The following is a 16,170-nucleotide window of genomic DNA, read 5'->3' on the forward strand; positions in this document are numbered from 1 at the left end:
GTCCCGTCAGTGCGCGGTACCCGTGGCGAAGTAAAAGACGAACACCGCGGAGAGCACCCACATGAGGATGCTGGGCTCCCGCCACTTGCCCTGCGCCGCCTTGATGGCGCAGTACGCGATGACACCCGCGCCGACACCGGTGGTGATGGTGTAGGTGAACGGCATCAGCACGACGGTCAGGAAGACCGGGACGGCGACGGACCAGTCGGTCCAGTCCACGTGCCGGGCGTTCTGGAGCATCATCGCTCCGATCACGACCAGGGCCGCGGAGGCGACCTGGCCCGGCACGAGCTGGGTGAGCGGGGTGAAGAACAGACACGCGGCGAAGAACAGACCGGTGACCGAGGCCGACAGCCCCGTACGCGCGCCCTCACCGACGCCCGTGGCGGACTCGATGAAGACGGTCTGGCCGGAGGCACCCGCGGCGCCACCGATGGCACCGCCGGCACCGTCGATGAACAGGGCCTTGTTCAGACCGGGCATGCGGCCCTGGGCGTCGGCGAGCTTGGCCTCCTGGCCGACGGCGATGATGGTCGCCATGGCGTCGAAGAAGCCCGCCAGCACCAGGGTGAAGACGATCATGCCGACGGTGGTGTAGCCGAGCTGCTCCCAGCCGCCGAACTCGACCTCGCCGAAGAGCGAGAAGTCCGGCATGGAGACGAAGCTGCCGTGCAGGATCGGCGCCTTGCCGCCCCACTCCTCCTCACTGATGAGGCCGGTCGCGGTGGCGACGACGGAGATGATCGTGCCGACCACGATGCCGAGCAGGATGGCGCCGGGCACCTTGCGGGCCTGGAGCATGAAGATCAGCAGCAGGGTGATGGCGAACAGCAGCACCGGCCAGCCGGTGAGCGAGCCGCCCACACCGAGGGTGACGGGACCGCCGCCCTCGCTCTTGCCGACGAAGCCCGCGTTGACGAAGCCGATCATCGCGATGAAAAGGCCGATGCCCATCGTGATGCCGTGCTTCAGCGCCAGCGGGATGGCGTTCATGATGACTTCACGAACACCGGTGACGACCAGCAGACAGATCACGGCGCCGTAGACGACGCACATGCCCATGGCCTGCGGCCAGGTCATTTCCGGGGCCACCTGGGTGGAGATGACGCCCGCGACACTCAGGCCCGCCGCGAGGGCGAGCGGGACCTTGCCGATGAAACCCATCGCCAGAGTGGTGACCGCTGCCGCGAGGGCGGTCGCGGTGATCAGGGCGGGCTGGCTCAGCTTGTCGCCGGCCGCGTCCGGACCGCCGAGGAGCAGCGGGTTGAGCAAGAGGATGTACGCCATCGCCATGAAGGTGGTGATGCCGCCGCGCACCTCGCGCGCGACCGTGGATCCTCTGTGGGTTATGTGAAAGTACCGGTCGAGCCAAGACCGTCCGGCGGGGACACGGGAACCGGATCCCGCGTCTTCGGCGACGGTCTTCGGCTCCACTGACGATTGGGTCATGGTGCCTACTCCCAAGGTTCAAAGGGGCACCCGCATGCCCGGGGGCAAAGACTGCGGGATTTGGGATGGTGCGTTGGCTGCACGACCCGGGGGACGGCCCGAGACGAACGGGGTGATGCGGTACTGCGGTACTGCGTGGGGGGCGGGGGGTGGGGGGATGCTCCGGGCGGTGCGGGCGGTGGAAGTGTGACGTTCCCGGGAGGCACGCACCGCCCGGAGGGCTACAGGGTGCCGGTGAGGTGCTCGGGGCGTACCGGCGTCTTGTTGAGCTCCAGGCCCGTCGCGTTCCGGATCGCCGCGAGGACGGCCGGGGTGGACGACAGGGTCGGGGCCTCTCCGATGCCGCGCAGCCCGTAGGGCGCGTGGTCGTCGGCGAGCTCGAGCACGTCGACCGGGATGGTCGGGGTGTCGAGGATGGTGGGGATCAGGTAGTCCGTGAAGGAGGGGTTCCGCACCTTCGCGGTCTTGGGGTCGACGACGATCTCCTCCATGACCGCCACGCCCAGGCCCTGGGTGGTGCCACCCTGGATCTGGCCGACGACGGACAGCGGGTTGAGGGCCTTGCCGACGTCCTGGGCGCAGGCCAGCTCGATGACCTTGACCAGGCCGAGCTCGGTGTCCACCTCGACGACCGCGCGGTGCGCGGCGAACGAGTACTGGACGTGGCCGTTGCCCTGGCCGGTGCGGAGGTCGAAGGCCTCGGTGGGGCGGTGGCGCCACTCGGCCTCGATCTCGACGACCTCGTTCTCCAGGACGTCCACCAGGTCGGCGAGGACCTCGCCGCCGTCGGTGACGACCTTGCCGCCCTCCAGGATCAGCTCGGCGGTGGCCCACGCGGGGTGGTACGTGCCGAACTTGCGGCGGCCGATCTCCAGCACCTTCTCGCGGACGAGCTCGCAGGAGTTCTTGACCGCGCCGCCGGTGACGTACGTCTGGCGGGAGGCGGAGGTGGAGCCGGCCGAGCCGACCTGGGTGTCGGCCGGGTTGATCGTCACCTGGGTGACGCCCAGCTCGGTGCGGGCGATCTGGGCGTGGACGGTGATGCCGCCCTGGCCGACCTCGGCCATCGCGGTGTGGACGGTGGCGACCGCCTCACCGTTGATGACCTCCATGCGCACCTTGGCCGTGGAGTAGTCGTCGAAGCCCTCGGAGAAGCCGACGTTCTTGATGCCGACCGCGTAGCCGACACCGCGGACGACGCCCTCGCCGTGGGTGGTGTTGGACAGACCGCCGGGCAGCGCGCGGACGTCGGCGCCCTCGGTGGTCTCCCACTGGCGCTCCGGCGGCAGCGGGCGGGCCTTGATGCGGCGCAGCAGTTCGGCCACCGGGGCAGGCGAGTCGACCGGCTGCCCGGTCGGCATGAGCGTGCCCTGCTCCATGGCGTTGAGCCGGCGGAACTCGACCGGGTCCATGCCCAGCTTCGCCGCGAGCTTGTCCATCTGGGCCTCGTACGCGAAGCACGCCTGGACCGCGCCGAAGCCGCGCATGGCGCCGCAGGGCGGGTTGTTGGTGTAGAGCGCGACGGCCTCGATGTCGACGTCGTCGATGACGTACGGGCCGACGGAGAGCGAGGAGGCGTTGCCGACGACGGCCGGGGAGGCGGAGGCGTAGGCGCCGCCGTCCAGCACGATCCGGCACTTCATGTGCGTGAGCTTGCCGTCCTTGGTGGCGCCGTGCTCGTAGTAGAGCTTCGCCGGGTGGCGGTGGACGTGGCCGAAGAAGGACTCGAACCGGTTGTAGACGATCTTGACCGGCTTGCCGGTGCGCAGTGCCAGCAGGCAGGCGTGGATCTGCATGGACAGGTCCTCGCGGCCGCCGAAGGCGCCGCCGACGCCGGAGAGCGTCATGCGGACCTTCTCCTCGGGCAGGCCGAGGACGGGCGCGATCTGGCGCAGGTCGGAGTGGAGCCACTGGGTGGCGACGTACAGGTCGACGCCGCCGTCCTCGCCGGGCACGGCGAGGCCGGACTCGGGGCCGAGGAATGCCTGGTCCTGCATGCCGAAGGTGTACTCGCCCTCGACGATCACGTCGGCGCGCTCGCGGGCCGCCGCCACGTCGCCGCGGATGATCGGCTGGCGGTGCACGATGTTCGGGTGCGGTACGTGGCCGGCGTGGTGGTCGTCGCGGCCCGGGTGCAGCAGCGGCGCGTCGGGGGCGATCGCGGAGGCCTCGTCGGTGACGACGGGGAGCTCCTTGTACTCGACCTTGATCTTGGCGGCCGCGCGGCGGGCGGTCTCCGGGTGGTCGGCGGCGACCAGGGCGACCGGCTCGCCGTGGTGGCGTACCCGGCCGTGGGCGAGCACCGGGGTGTCCTGGATCTCCAGGCCGTAGTTCTTGACCTCGGTGGGCAGGTCGTCATAGGTCAGGACGGCGTACACGCCGGCCTGGGCGAGGGCCTCGGAGGTGTCGATGGAGACGATCTCGGCGTGGGCGACCGGGGAGCGCAGGATCTGGCCCCACAGCATGTCCTCGTGCCACATGTCCGAGGAGTACGCGAACTCGCCGGTGACCTTGAGGGTGCCGTCGGGGCGGAGCGTGGACTCGCCGATGCCGCCCTTGGTCTGGGAGCCCTGGGTGACCTTGGTGGGAGTGCCGGCCGGGGCGGCGGCGACTCGGGTGTTTCGCGACATGGTCAGACCGCCTCTCCCTGACGCTCCTGGCGGGCGGCCGCGAGGCGGACGGCGTCCAGGATCTTCTCGTAACCGGTGCAGCGGCAGAGGTTGCCGGAGAGCGCCTCGCGGATGTCCTCGTCGGACGGGGAGGGGTTGCGCTCCAGCATCTCGTCGGCCGCGACGAGCAGGCCGGGGGTGCAGAAGCCGCACTGCACGGCGCCCGCGTCGATGAAGGCCTGCTGGATCGGGGAGAGCTCGGTGCCCTCGCCGGTCTGGGAGTCGGTTCCCTTGGCGGACCACTGCTGGGCGGCCTGGAGGGGGGTGCCGTCGCCGCCGCACGCGCCGGTGCCGCACGTGCCGCTGTGCTCGGCACGCTGCTTGGCGTAGTCGGCGAGACCCTCGACGGTGACGACCTCGCGGCCCTCGACCTGGCCGGCGGCCACGAGGCAGGAGCAGACCGGGACGCCGTCCAGGCGGACCGTGCAGGAGCCGCACTCGCCCTGCTCGCAGGCGTTCTTCGAACCGGGCAGGCCCAGGCGCTCACGCAGTACGTAGAGGAGGGACTCGCCCTCCCAGACGTCGTCGGCTTCCTGCGGACGTCCGTTGACCGTGAAATTCACGCGCATGGTTATGCAGCTCCTTCAAGGGTGCGGCCGGTGCCGCGGTACTGCTCCCAGGTCCAGCCGAGCGTGCGCCGGGCCATGATGCCGACGGCGTGACGGCGGTACTTGGCCGTGCCACGGACGTCGTCGATCGGGTTGCAGGCCCCGGAGGCGAGCTCCGCGAACTGCTTGGCGATCGAGGGAGTGATGATCCTGCCGCTGTCCCAGAAGCCGCCCTCCTCGAGCGCGGCGTTCAGGAACTCCTCGGCCTCCTTCGCCCGGACGGGCGTAGGGGCGGCCGAGCCGATACCGGTCCGCACGGTCCGGCTCTCGGGGTGCAGCGCCAGACCGAACGCACACACCGCGATCACCATCGCGTTGCGGGTACCCACCTTGGAGTACTGCTGCGGCCCGTCGGCCTTCTTGATGTGGACGGTCTTGATGAGCTCGTCCGGGGCGAGCGCGTTGCGCTTCACGCCCGTGTAGAACTCGTCGATCGGGATGAAGCGGGAGCCGCGCACCGACTCCACCTCCACCTCGGCACCCGCCGCCAGCAGGGCGGGGTGCGCGTCGCCGGCCGGGGACGCCGTGCCCAGGTTGCCGCCGACACCGCCGCGGTTGCGGATCTGCGGCGAGGCCACGGTGTGCGAGGCGAGCGCCAGGCCGGGCAGCTCGGCCCGCAGGTGCTCCATGATCTGGGTGTACGGGACGGAGGCGCCCAGCCGGACGTTCTCCTCGCCGACCTCCCACTCGCTGAGCAGCTCGATGCGGTTCAGGTCCAGCAGGTACTCGGGCCGCCGGTGGTCGAAATTGATCTCGACCATGACATCGGTGCCACCCGCGATGGGCACAGCCGTGGGGTGCTCGGCCTTCGCGGCGAGCGCCTCCTCCCAGCTTGCGGGGCGAAGGAAGTCCATGAGTGGCTCTCTTCTACGTGATCCGGTGATCAGAGGCCCGGCGGTCCGTGATCCTGATGATCGACGTGGTCCGGGTTCCGTGTGATCAGTTGGTTCGCTGGGGCGCGGGGGACGGCCGGCCCACGTTTTCGTCTGCACGTTCATGTGCTGTTAACGCGTTGTGGCCCAAGTACACCCAGCGGTGCTCCGCCCGGTGCAGTCACCGAAACCATGAAGGAGTTGGCTGGTCGCCCTCTCCGTCTTGTAGATTCGAACGAAAGGCGAGGAGCAGTAACCTCTCCGTTTCCCCCCGGAAACGGTGGCCACGGCTCACCGGCAACAACGAGACACCCACGAGACAGATCGGCGGCGATCACATGCGGCTGCGCGCACTGCTGGAAACCGATGCGCTGGGGCTGCGGCTGCTCGGCGGCGAGGACGAGCTGGACCGCACGGTCCGCGGCGTGATGACCACGGACCTCAGGGATCCCAGTAGGTACCTCTCCGGCGGCGAGCTGGTGCTCACCGGGCTCGCCTGGCGGCGGGACGAGGCGGATTCCGAGCCCTTCGTGCGCATCCTGGCGAGCGCCGGGGTGGCGGGCCTGGCGGCCGGCGAGGCGGAACTCGGCGCGATCCCCGACGATCTGGTTCAGGCGTGTTTGCGCCACCGGCTCCCCCTGTTCGCAGTGAACGAATCCGTTGCGTTCGCAACGATCACTGAGCATGTTGTTCGACAGGTGTCGGGCGAGCGGGCGGGTGACCTCGCGGCTGTCGTCGATCGCCACAGAAGGCTGATGACCTCCGGCCCGGCGGGCGGCGGTCCGGAGGTCGTCCTCGACCTGCTCGGCTCCGACCTGGACCTTCGCGCCTATGTGCTGTCGCCGACCGGACGTCAGATCGCGGGCGCCGGCACACCGTTGCCCCCGGCGACGGGCGCCCTGCTCGCCGGCGAGCACCTGTCCGCCACGCGCACCGGGCGGCGCGGTCCGCACCGGGCGGTGGCGGGCGGAACGACGTACTCGCTCTTCCCGATCCGTAACACGGGGCGCGGCGCCGCCCCCGCCTCCCGGGACGTGCGCGAGACGGTGCTCTCGGACTGGCTGCTGGCCGTCGAGGCTGACGCCGGCGACTGGCCGGCCGCCCGGCTGGACCTGCTCCAGGGCGTCACCCAGCTCATCGCCGTGGAGCGCGACCGGCGGGACGCGGCCCGTACGGTACGGCGCCGGCTGGCCCAGGAGGTGCTGGAACTCGTCCAGACGGGTGCCGCCCCGGCCGAGATCGCCGCACGGCTGCGGGTGGCCGCGCCGGTGCTGCTGCCGGGCCTCGGGACCGCGCCGCACTGGCAGGTCGTGGTGGCCCGGGTCGAGTGGGGCGAGGGCGGCACGGGCGCGCCGGGCATCGAGCCCGGGCCGGTCGCCCAGTCACTGCTGGAGGAGATCCTGGTCGACCCCGCGACGGTGGGCCCCGACTCGGCCGACCGCATCGCGGTGGCCCACACCGGGGACGAGGCCATCGCCCTGGTGCCGCTGCCCGCGGTGCCCGCCCCGTCCGAGACGGAGGAGGACGGCGAGGCGGGCCCGGCCGTCGACGGTGGCGGACTGCACGCCGACGCCCTGCTCGCCACCGTGCGCGGCCCCCTGTCGGCGGGCCTGGACGGCGACGGGCGCCTCACCCTGGGCGTGAGCGCCGCCGTGCACTCGGCCGAGGGACTGCGCGGCGCCCTGGAGGAGGCCCGGCACGCCCGGCGCGTGGCGGCGGCGCGGCCGGGGCGGGTGTGCGCCGCGGGCCACCACGAGCTGGCCTCGCACGTGCTGCTGCTGCCGTTCGTCCCGGACGACGTGCGGCGGGCGTTCACTGCACGGCTGCTGGACCCGCTGCGCGACTACGACCGGCGCCACCGCGCGGAGCTGATCCCGACCCTGGAGGCCTTCCTCGACTGCGACGGTTCCTGGACCCGCTGCGCCGGCAGGCTGCACCTGCACGTGAACACGCTGCGGTACCGGGTCGGCCGCATCGAACAGCTCACGGGGCGCGACCTGTCGCGGCTCGAGGACAAGCTGGACTTCTTCCTGGCGCTGCGGATGTCCTGATCCGGCGTCACCACCACCGACAGAGAGCGACACAGAACGTGATGTCCGGACGATCGGACACCCGGGCGGCCACCCCGGATGCCCCGCCCGCCCCCGCAGGTGCCGCCCCGGCGGCCTCGGGAGGAACAACCCCGCCCGCCCCCGAAGGTGCCGCCCCGGCGGCCCGCGAAGGCACCGCCCCGGCGGACGCCCTGCGCGGCGACTGCGCCAACTGCTTCGGCCTGTGCTGCGTGGCGCTGCCCTTCTCGGCCTCGGCGGACTTCCCCGTGGACAAGCCGGCCGGCACGCCGTGCGGCAACCTCGCCGCCGACTTCCGGTGCGGCATCCACGAACGGCTGCGCGGCGAGGGCTACTCCGGCTGCACGGTGTACGACTGCTTCGGCGCCGGCCAGAAGGTCTCGCAGGTCACCTTCGGCGGGCGCGACTGGCGGGCGGACCGGGAGGCGGGGAGGCGGATGTTCGCCGTGTTCCCCGTCGTCCGCCAGCTCCACGAACTGCTCTGGTACCTGACCGAGGCGCTGGCCGTGAAGCCCGCCCGTTCCCTGCACGGCGAGCTGCGGCGCGTCCTCGGTGAGACCGAGCGCCTCACGCTCCTGTCCCCCGACGAGCTGGGCGCGCTGGACGTGGCCGCCCACCGCGCGGTCGTCGGTGACCTGCTGCAGCGCACCAGCGAGCTGGCGCGGTCCGGCGTCCCCGGCGCCCTGGGGCGGAAGAAGAACCGGCGCGGGGCCGACCTCATGGGGGCCCGGCTCAGGGGGGCGGACCTGCACGGCGCGAGCCTGAGGGGTGCCTATCTCATCGGTGCCGACCTCACCGGTGCCGACCTCCGCCGGGCCGACCTCCTCGGCGCCGACCTGCGCGGGGCCCGCCTCGGGGGTGCCGACCTGACCGGCGCGCTGTTCCTCACCCAGCCCCAGCTCAACGCCGCGGTGGGCGATGCCCGGACGGTGGTGCCCGGGCGGCTCACCCGCCCTTCGCACTGGGCCCAGCCCCTGACGACCGGGCCCGCCGGGGGCGGTCGCGCCACGTAGCCGTCGGGCGCCGGCCCCGCACGGGCCGCCCGTCCGCCTCGGTCCCCGCCCGGCGGGCGAGCCGTGGCCGGCCGGGGCCCTGGGGCGGGCGGGCGAAGAACCGGACCCCGGCGAGCGCGTCCTCATGGTCGCGGGCGACCGTGGGGCGCGCGTCACCGGGGCCCGGGCCCGCACTCACGTGCGGGGCGTCATGACGTCGAACGGAGCGAGCCGGCGGCCGTCAGTTCTTGCTCAGGATCAGACGGTCGTTGCCCGAGCGCTGGAGGAGCCCGGTCTTCTTGCGGAACGTGCCCAGCCGGACGAGCGTCGGCGCCTCGTAGGCCTTCTTCATGACGTCTCCTTCTGTTGGGTTCACCCACCCGCCCCGCACGGGCGGGGGGCCTTGCAACGGAAGGTAGACGCCGGTCACGGGGGTGCCGCAACAGGCCCCCGTTTGCTCATATCGTATGAATTGCTGGCTGGCGTCAGCCGAAAACGGAATTTCCACGTCCGTGACCGTCGGAGGCGCCGGCGGGGGCGCCCGCGCACCCCGTCCGGGCAAAACCTTCTCACCGGCACGTTTTCCGGTCCGTCGCGGTGTCCCCCGCCCGCCCACCCGCTCCCCCCGGGGGCCGCCGCCCGGCGCGAAGCATCGTGTGCGTGCGCCCGGCACCTGCTTCACCTGCGCGGAGACGCTCCGGCGTGAACGCGCCCCCGGCACGGCCCCGTTCGCCGTGTCACCCCTTTGTGTGGAACGGTGGCGGCCACGGGAACCGCCCCGGGCCCGTACTGCGGGCGATTCCGCGCCCACTGATTGTGAATCAATTCACCTGACCCTCTTGGCCGCGTGTGCCGTTCCGTGCTGAGATTCTTCACACTCAACAGCTCAATGGCGTGCTCGGGGAGGGCAATGTGGCGCATACCGCCATGTCTGGTTCCGGAACGACCGCAAGCGACGATCCCCTCCAGACCGCGGTATGGCGGCTGCGCTCGCGCGGCTGTTGGACCGACGCGGCCGCCCTCCTCGCGCCCGGCGCGGACGACCCCGCGGTCGCCCTCCAGCGCGCGTCCCTGCTGATCGAGCGGTGCCTCTACACCGAGCAGGGCTGGGCCGAGGCGGAGGACGCCCTGCGTTCGGCGGAGGCGATCGCCCAGGAGGACGAGCAGCGCGGCGCGGCCGCCTGCGAACGCGGCTACCTCGCCTACGCGTCGACGCTGCTGGGCGCGCGGGACCGGGCCGACGAGGCACGGGCGGCGCTCGGCCGGGCGGCGGCGCTGATCGCCCCCTCGGCGCCGGGCCGCCCGCTGCTGGACTTCCGGCGCGGCCTGCTCGCCCAGAACCTCGGCGACTCCCCGCAGGCCGCCCGTGCCGCGTACCACCGCGCCCACGCGGGCGCCGCCGCGCAGGGGGACGCCCTGCTGCTCTCCTCCACCTGGCGGTACCTGAGCGGACTGGCGCTGCGCGACGGGGAGTTGGCGGAGGCGCGGCACGGGTTCGCCGAGTCGCTGCGGCTGCGCGAGGAGCTCGGCTTCCTGGTGGGCACCGCGCCGGCGCTGGCGGCGCTGGCGGACGCCGAACCGGAGCCGGAGGCCACGCGGTTGCGTGCCGAGGCGCGGCGGCTGTTCCACCTGCTCGGCGGGGTACCGACGTGGCTGGCGGCGCGGCTGGCGCCCACGGCGGCGGCCTGAGGCGCTCGCCGGGGGCGTTGTCAGTGGGCTCTGCCATCATCGGATCCATGAGCGACACCACTCCTGACCAGGCACGCGCGGCGTCAGCGACCCTCCGTGCCAGGGGACTCGACGTCCTCGGCGGCATCCCCGACAGCGAGCTCGACCAGTGGCCGGTCGCCGTTCCCGAGGCCGTGCGCGCCGTGCTGCGCGAGATCGGCGGCGTGCGGGACGGCGACGCCCGGTACGAGTTCGGGCCGGACCACCTCGCCGACGGGCAGTGGTGGATAGGTGATGTCGCGGACGACGGGACGTCCCTGACCGTCGGGGTGGGCGGCGACGCGTGGGGGCCGGTGCTGCGCTCCCAGGGGTGGGGCGAGGAGACGGAGTTCGTGGTGGAGGCCCCCTCCTTCACCTCCTGGCTGCTGGGCCTGGGCGCCGAACCGTCCGCACCAAAGGCGTCCGTCACGGCGGTCCCGTCGATCGAGGCCGCCGAGGGCCCGGACGAGGAGCTCGCGGCCCTGGTCGCCGGGGGTGACTCGCTGACCGACGTGGTCGACCTGCGCGAGCTGCCGGGCTATCCGTGCCGGGTCGTGTGGGAGGCGTACCACTCGCTGGATGACGACACCGCCGACACCGGCGGCAGCGACACGGAGTGGGAGCTCGTCGGGGGCGGCCGGGCGCTGCTGCTGCGCAGCCTGCCCAGCGGGGACTACCTGGACCGCCCGGTGCGGCGCCACCGCGTCCCGGCCGACGCGGCGCGGCTGGCCGTCGCCGAGCTGCGCGCCCTGGCCGGCGCGCACCCGCACCATGTGACGCTCGATCCGGGTTGCGACGACGCCGTGATGGACACCTGGCCGGTGCCCGTCCCGGAGGACGTCCGCACCGTGCTGCGCGAGATCGGCGGGGTGCGGATGGCGGGCCTGCCGCCGCTGCGGCTGCTGCCGGGCGCGCCGGAGCACGCGGTGGACCCCGAGGTGCACCGCATGATGGGCGGGGACGGCACGTACTGGCCGGTGGCCCTCGTGGAGCACCCGCACAGCAGGGCGCTCGCGCAGATCCGTATCGACCCGGACACCGGCGAGTGGGGGTACGCCGTCTCCGTCCCCACCGACCACCAGCTCTCCAGCGATCCCGAACTGGTGCTGCTCGCCGAGTCGTTGCCGCACCTGCTGCTGACGGTCGCGCGCGTCGGCCGTGAGGCGGCCGCCACGGACGACTTCGCCCGCCACGCCCGCGGCGTCACCTCCTGGTTCATGCCGAACACGGGCGAGCCCTGGACCCGTCCCGTCCCGGTCGAGGAGTGGTCCGGCACGTCCGACCCCCTGCGCGCCGCCCTGACCGGCCTGCCGCCCGGCACGCACGTCGCGGACCTGCGGGACTCCCCCATACCGACCGACCTGTGCTTCCACCGCTCCCGTGTCTGGCCCTACGGCAAGGACACCCTGGACCGGTTGCACTTCACGGCGGCCGGGCGCCTGGTCGCGGCGATACCGAAGAGCCCCGCGTAACGGGGCCGGTCCTTACGGGGAGGCAGTCGCCGCGCCGCACGACCGGTCGCTCGCCAGGCACACCAGCGCGTCGTCCATTCCGACGACCAGGGAACCGTCGTCCGTGACGGCCACCGCGCGGATGCGGGGACCCGGGCGGAAGGGGACGGTCCGGCCGTCCGCGAGGTGGTGGAGCTCGGCCAGGCCGTCCGCCCAGGCGACGGCCAGCAGGCGGGCCGTGGTGTGCAGGGCGACGACCGGGCAGGGGCGGCTGGTGACCGTGGCCGCCCGGCCCGGGGCTCGGCCGGGACGCCAGGCGCGCACCGTGCCGTCCGTTCCGCCGCTGTACGCCACCGTGGTGGTCGCCGTCAGGGCGGTGACGCGGCCCGTGTGGAGGGCGGCCTGGTCCACCCCCGCCAGGCTGAGCGCGTGGACGGTGCCCATCCGGTCGCCGGTCAGCACGGTGTCGCCCATGGCCGCGAGGGCGGTGGCGGGATGGCCGGCGAGGGTGGCCGCCACGGCGTGGGTCAGGCGGGTGGCCGGGGCGGGCCCGGGGTACAGGCGGCCCCGCTCGTCCAGGGCCAGCTCCGTGCCGTCCGGGAGGCACGCGACCGCCGGGACGCGGTGCTCCCGCTTCACCAGCCGGCCGTCCGGCGCGATCGTCAGGGCGGTGCACCCGCCACGGGCCGTCCACTGAAGGCTCCAGGGCGCCGAGGCGGCCAGTGCCGCGAGCGCCGGACCCAGCCGCGGGTCCGCCGCGTCGTCCAGGGCGGCGAGCAGCACCAGGGCACGGTCGGCGGGGGCCTGGTCGCGGACGAGGGACTGACCGGCGCGCAGCCAGGCGGCGCGCAGCCCGCCGCGCGGGTCGGGGTCGGCCTCGTAGGCCCGCGTGACCTGGAAGGGGTGGGCGGCGCAGACGGTGGCCGGGTCGGCCAGGTCGACCGGGGCGGGGGCGACCAGGTCGTCAGCGGCCGGGGCGGAGAGGTCGACAGGGGCGGGGACGGTCAGGTCGACGGGGGCGGGCTCGGCCGGGTCGAGCGGGGTCGCGGCCAGGTCGACGTGGGCCGCGTCGGTCGGCGGTGGCGTTCCCTCGGCGACGACGTCGATGAGGGGGCGCAGGGTGCGCACCAGGTCGTGGTCCGGCGGGAGGGGCACCCGTACCGTCCGGCGCGGCCCGGCCAGCAGCGCGGTCAGCAGCTCGCCCGGCGTGCCCGCCACGACGCCCAGGTGGTTCGCCACCTGCCACACGGCGTCGCGCACGCTCATCTCCCGCCGGTGAAGTGCTCGCGCACCAGTGCCTGGACGACGGTGAGGTCCTGGGCGATCAGCGCGTCGAGGAGGGCGGAGTGCTCGGCCGCGTCGGCGACGAGGTCGGCGCGCCGGGTCGCGGGGCCGGCCACCAGGGGCCACTGGGAGCGGCGGTGCAGGTCCTCGGCGATGGCGACGAGCTGTTCGTTGCCGGCCAGGGCGAGGACGGCGCGGTGGAAGGCGCGGTCCGACTCGGCGTAGTGCGCGCGGTCGCCGAGCGCGGCCGCGGCGGAGGTGGCCTCGGCGAGGGGGCGCAGCTCGCTCCAGCGGTCGGCCGGCACGGTGCGGGCCAGGCGGAGCATGACCGGGACCTCGATCAGCGCGCGGACCTCGGCGAGCTCGGCCAGCTCGCGCGGGGTGCGCCGGGTGACGCGGAAGCCGCGGTTGGGTACGACCTCGACGGCGCCCTCGGTCGCGAGTTGCTGCATGGCCTCGCGCACCGGGGTGGCGGAGACGCCGAGGCGGGTGCCGAGGGCGGGCGCCGAGTAGACCTCGCCGGGGACCAGCTCGCCGCTGACGAGGGCGGTGCGCAGCGCGTCGAGCACCTGGCCGCGCACGGAGTGGCGCTGAACGAGGCGGGGGGCGGGGGGCTCGCTGTGGGTGTGTTCGCCGCGGGACTGCTCGGGTACCCGGGGCCCGGCGTCCGCCTCGGGTGCCGGGTGCGACGGCGCCGGGTGCGGCGGCGTGGTGCCGCGCGTTCTGCCCTGCTCCACTCGGGTCCTCCTGGCCGTTCGTACCGCGGCCCCGGCTCGCGGTGGAGTGGGCCCCCGTGCACGATAGGCGCACCGAGTGGGAGTTCACACATCGATCAGATCGGGTAAGGTAAGGCTTACCTGCTAACGATCGCGATTCGGTGGTCCCCCACATGTCCACTCCCGCTCTGACCCCCGCCCTGACCTCGCCCGTCGCGGATGCCTATGCCCGGCTGACCGAGGTCTTCCCGGGGCTGCTGGTGCGGGAGCTCACAGAAGGTGAGCCGGTACCCCGGGGCGCCGGCTGGGTGGGCGCGGACGAGCTGGCGGCCGGCGGCGCGGCCCTGGAGGCGTTCCTCGCCTGGGACAACGCGCAGGTGCTGCGCGACTACGGGCAGCAGGCCCGCCCGGACGTCGTCGCGAGCTTCGGGCTGCACCGGTACGCCTGGCCCGCGTGCCTGCTGATCACCGTGCCGTGGTTCCTGCACCGCCGGGTGCCGCGCCTGCCCGTGGAGGACGTGGCCTTCCAGCGGGCGCTCGGCCGGATGACGGTACGGGTGCGCGAGTTCGCCTGCCTGCCCGGCGACCCGGCCGCCGCGCTGCCGGGCGCCCGGGTCGTGCCGGACGAGGAGGCGCTGCGGGGCGAGGTGCGGGCGGCGGCGGCCGAGCACCTGGGGCCGGTGCTGGAGGGCTTCGGGCCCCGGATGCGGCGGGGCAAGCGGGCCCTGTGGGGCATGGCGACCGACGAGATCGTCGAGGGCCTGTGGTACATCGGGCACCTGCTGGGCGAGGAGTCCCGGGCCATGGCGGAGCTGGCGCTGCTGCTCCCCGGGTCCGGTGCGGCGAAGCCGTACGTCGGGACGGCCGGCTTCCGTGAGCTGACCGGGCCGGACGGCACGCCGCTGCCGACCCGCGACCGGGCGAGCTGCTGCTTCTTCTACACGCTGCGCCCCGAGGACACCTGTGTCACCTGTCCGCGTACCTGTGACGCCGACCGTGTCGCCAGGTTGAGCGCATCCGCGTGACCTCCGCCTGACGTCCATGCCACCCGCCCGGGTGGCGTCGGTCGAACACAACTCCCTTGCGACGCAAGGCCGTTCGAGCCAATCGCACCTATTCGTATGCTCGGCGGCCCCAATGGCGTCTTCTTGCCACGAAACCCCGTGGGGCTCCGCGGCCTTCGGCCAATATGGCGCCGAAACGCCCTACCGCGAGCGATGCAAGGGACACCGCATGAGACTGACCGACATATCGCTGGACTGGCTGCTTCCGGGCGGCGTGATGCTGGTGGGAGTCCTGGCGGCGGTGGCGGTGCTCACACGCGGCAGGCGCGCCGGCGAGAAGGCCGCGGCCGACGACTCCTGGGAACGCAGCGAGGAGCGCCGCCGCCGCAAGGAAGCTGTCTATGGCACCGCTTCCTACCTGCTGCTCTTCTGCTGCGCGGCGGTCGCCGCCGCACTCTCCTTCCACGGCCTGGTCGGCTTCGGCCGGCAAAACCTCAGCCTCTCCGGGGGCTGGGAGTACCTGGTCCCCTTCGGCCTCGACGGGGCCGCCATGTTCTGCTCGGTCCTCGCGGTGCGCGAGGCCAGCCACGGTGACGCGGCGCTCGGCTCCCGCCTGCTGGTGTGGACGTTCGCGGGCGCGGCCGCCTGGTTCAACTGGGTCCACGCGCCGCGCGGCATCGGCCACGCGGGCGCGCCGCACTTCTTCGCGGGCATGTCGCTGTCGGCGGCCGTGCTGTTCGACCGGGCGCTGAAGCAGACCCGGCGCTCCGCACTGCGCGAGCAGGGCCTGGTGCCGCGCCCGCTGCCCCAGATCCGGATCGTCCGGTGGCTGAGGGCTCCCCGCGAGACCTTCGGCGCCTGGTCGCTGATGCTCCTGGAGGGCGTGCGCACCCTGGACGAGGCGGTCGACGAGGTGCGGGAGGACCGGCGCCAGAAGGAGCAGGCCCGGCAGCGCCGCCGGGAGCACCAGAAGATGGAGCGGGCCCGCCTGAAGGCGTTCAACCGCCAGCACCGCAACCTTGGGCTCGGGCGCGGCGGCCGCCAGGTCGACGTCCCGGCCATGAGCGCCGCACAGGTGGACGTCCCGTCGATGAGCTCCGGCTCCCTGCAAGGCTCCGCCCCGGCCGCCGTGGGGGCGTCCGTCGCGGAGCCCGCCATATCGGACCGGGGACACCTGCCGGCCCGGTCCCGGCCCTCCCTCCAGGCCGTGAAGGGGACTGAGTCTCCCCGTACGGTCGACCTCACCGCGGAGGACGACACCCAGACGCTGCCCCGGCTCGACTCGCTGGAGCGGAAGCTCAAGGACCTGGAGCAGCAGTTCGGCTGACCGCTGTCGTGGTGACCGGGCC

General features: G+C 73.4%; 13 protein-coding genes. 6 read left to right on the forward strand and 7 right to left on the reverse strand.

Going from position 1 to position 16,170, the window contains the following annotated elements; all coding sequences use genetic code 11:
• Positions 1 to 6: 6 nt before the first annotated feature.
• The 4 genes from E2B92_RS22190 to E2B92_RS22205 all read right to left on the reverse strand — a co-directional run bounded on the left by E2B92_RS22190 (position 7) and on the right by E2B92_RS22205 (position 5,580).
• On the reverse strand, positions 7 to 1,449 hold the full coding sequence (locus tag E2B92_RS22190; protein WP_126889181.1) for an NCS2 family permease: 1,443 nt from the start codon (positions 1,447 to 1,449) through the stop codon (positions 7 to 9).
• A 221-nt stretch (positions 1,450 to 1,670) separates the two neighbouring features.
• The gene (gene pucD, locus E2B92_RS22195) at positions 1,671 to 4,079 is read right to left on the reverse strand and encodes a xanthine dehydrogenase subunit D (RefSeq protein ID WP_126889204.1); all 2,409 of its coding nucleotides are present in this window, start codon (positions 4,077 to 4,079) and stop codon (positions 1,671 to 1,673) included.
• A 2-nt stretch (positions 4,080 to 4,081) separates the two neighbouring features.
• The gene (locus tag E2B92_RS22200) at positions 4,082 to 4,687 is read right to left on the reverse strand and encodes a (2Fe-2S)-binding protein (protein WP_126889203.1); all 606 of its coding nucleotides are present in this window, start codon (positions 4,685 to 4,687) and stop codon (positions 4,082 to 4,084) included.
• 2 nt (positions 4,688 to 4,689) lie between these two features.
• Entirely contained in the window at positions 4,690 to 5,580 is an 891-nt protein-coding gene (locus E2B92_RS22205) for an FAD binding domain-containing protein (RefSeq protein ID WP_126889202.1), read from the reverse strand.
• Between the two features lie 356 nt (positions 5,581 to 5,936).
• Between E2B92_RS22205 and E2B92_RS22215 the strand changes: the two genes are divergently transcribed.
• Both E2B92_RS22215 and E2B92_RS22220 read left to right on the forward strand, forming a co-directional pair.
• Positions 5,937 to 7,649 carry a PucR family transcriptional regulator gene (locus E2B92_RS22215; protein ID WP_126889201.1) on the forward strand — a complete coding sequence of 571 codons (1,713 nt, stop codon included), beginning with the start codon at positions 5,937 to 5,939 and terminating at the stop codon, positions 7,647 to 7,649.
• Between the two features lie 41 nt (positions 7,650 to 7,690).
• A complete protein-coding gene (locus tag E2B92_RS22220) occupies positions 7,691 to 8,680 on the forward strand; it encodes a pentapeptide repeat-containing protein (RefSeq protein ID WP_133087662.1) in 990 nt (329 codons plus the stop codon).
• 220 nt (positions 8,681 to 8,900) lie between these two features.
• Here E2B92_RS22220 and E2B92_RS22225 read toward each other — a convergent pair whose 3' ends face one another.
• Positions 8,901 to 9,011, reverse strand: coding sequence for a keywimysin-related RiPP (locus E2B92_RS22225; RefSeq protein ID WP_107473153.1), 111 nt, complete (start codon positions 9,009 to 9,011; stop codon positions 8,901 to 8,903).
• A gap of 575 nt (positions 9,012 to 9,586) precedes the next feature.
• On the opposite strand from E2B92_RS22225, the gene E2B92_RS22230 reads away from it, so the two are divergent.
• Both E2B92_RS22230 and E2B92_RS22235 read left to right on the forward strand, forming a co-directional pair.
• Positions 9,587 to 10,348: a hypothetical protein gene (locus E2B92_RS22230; RefSeq protein ID WP_185923631.1), complete on the forward strand. Its 762-nt coding sequence runs from the start codon at positions 9,587 to 9,589 to the stop codon at positions 10,346 to 10,348.
• 47 nt (positions 10,349 to 10,395) lie between these two features.
• Positions 10,396 to 11,838, forward strand: a complete 1,443-nt coding sequence (locus E2B92_RS22235; RefSeq protein ID WP_126886668.1) for a hypothetical protein — start codon at positions 10,396 to 10,398, stop codon at positions 11,836 to 11,838.
• 12 nt (positions 11,839 to 11,850) lie between these two features.
• Here E2B92_RS22235 and E2B92_RS22240 read toward each other — a convergent pair whose 3' ends face one another.
• Positions 11,851 to 13,077 (reverse strand): hypothetical protein, encoded by a 1,227-nt coding sequence (locus E2B92_RS22240; protein ID WP_133087663.1) that lies wholly within the window; start codon positions 13,075 to 13,077, stop codon positions 11,851 to 11,853.
• A 2-nt stretch (positions 13,078 to 13,079) separates the two neighbouring features.
• On the reverse strand, positions 13,080 to 13,838 hold the full coding sequence (locus E2B92_RS22245) for a GntR family transcriptional regulator (RefSeq protein ID WP_126886671.1): 759 nt from the start codon (positions 13,836 to 13,838) through the stop codon (positions 13,080 to 13,082).
• Positions 13,839 to 13,990: 152 nt separating this feature from the next.
• Between E2B92_RS22245 and E2B92_RS22250 the strand changes: the two genes are divergently transcribed.
• Entirely contained in the window at positions 13,991 to 14,842 is an 852-nt protein-coding gene (locus E2B92_RS22250) for a (2Fe-2S)-binding protein (RefSeq protein ID WP_126886673.1), read from the forward strand.
• A gap of 208 nt (positions 14,843 to 15,050) precedes the next feature.
• Positions 15,051 to 16,148 (forward strand): DUF2637 domain-containing protein, encoded by a 1,098-nt coding sequence (locus E2B92_RS22255; RefSeq protein WP_126886675.1) that lies wholly within the window; start codon positions 15,051 to 15,053, stop codon positions 16,146 to 16,148.
• Positions 16,149 to 16,170 lie beyond the last annotated feature (22 nt).

Source organism: Streptomyces sp. WAC05374, assembly GCF_004353505.1.
Classification (GTDB): Bacteria; Actinomycetota; Actinomycetes; order Streptomycetales; family Streptomycetaceae; genus Streptomyces.

Bases quoted from the DNA above. Each gene is read 5' to 3' on its own strand.
- E2B92_RS22220 (WP_133087662.1), top strand. From the start codon at position 7,691: ATGTCCGGACGATCGGACACCCGGGCGGCCACCCCGGATGCCCCGCCC.
- E2B92_RS22200 (WP_126889203.1), bottom strand. From the start codon at position 4,687: ATGCGCGTGAATTTCACGGTCAACGGACGTCCGCAGGAAGCCGACGAC.
- E2B92_RS22190 (WP_126889181.1), bottom strand. From the start codon at position 1,449: ATGACCCAATCGTCAGTGGAGCCGAAGACCGTCGCCGAAGACGCGGGA.
- E2B92_RS22235 (WP_126886668.1), top strand. From the start codon at position 10,396: ATGAGCGACACCACTCCTGACCAGGCACGCGCGGCGTCAGCGACCCTC.
- E2B92_RS22225 (WP_107473153.1), bottom strand. From the start codon at position 9,011: ATGAAGAAGGCCTACGAGGCGCCGACGCTCGTCCGGCTGGGCACGTTC.
- E2B92_RS22230 (WP_185923631.1), top strand. From the start codon at position 9,587: ATGTCTGGTTCCGGAACGACCGCAAGCGACGATCCCCTCCAGACCGCG.
- E2B92_RS22205 (WP_126889202.1), bottom strand. From the start codon at position 5,580: ATGGACTTCCTTCGCCCCGCAAGCTGGGAGGAGGCGCTCGCCGCGAAG.
- E2B92_RS22255 (WP_126886675.1), top strand. From the start codon at position 15,051: ATGAGACTGACCGACATATCGCTGGACTGGCTGCTTCCGGGCGGCGTG.
- E2B92_RS22215 (WP_126889201.1), top strand. From the start codon at position 5,937: ATGCGGCTGCGCGCACTGCTGGAAACCGATGCGCTGGGGCTGCGGCTG.
- E2B92_RS22250 (WP_126886673.1), top strand. From the start codon at position 13,991: ATGTCCACTCCCGCTCTGACCCCCGCCCTGACCTCGCCCGTCGCGGAT.
- pucD (WP_126889204.1), bottom strand. From the start codon at position 4,079: ATGTCGCGAAACACCCGAGTCGCCGCCGCCCCGGCCGGCACTCCCACC.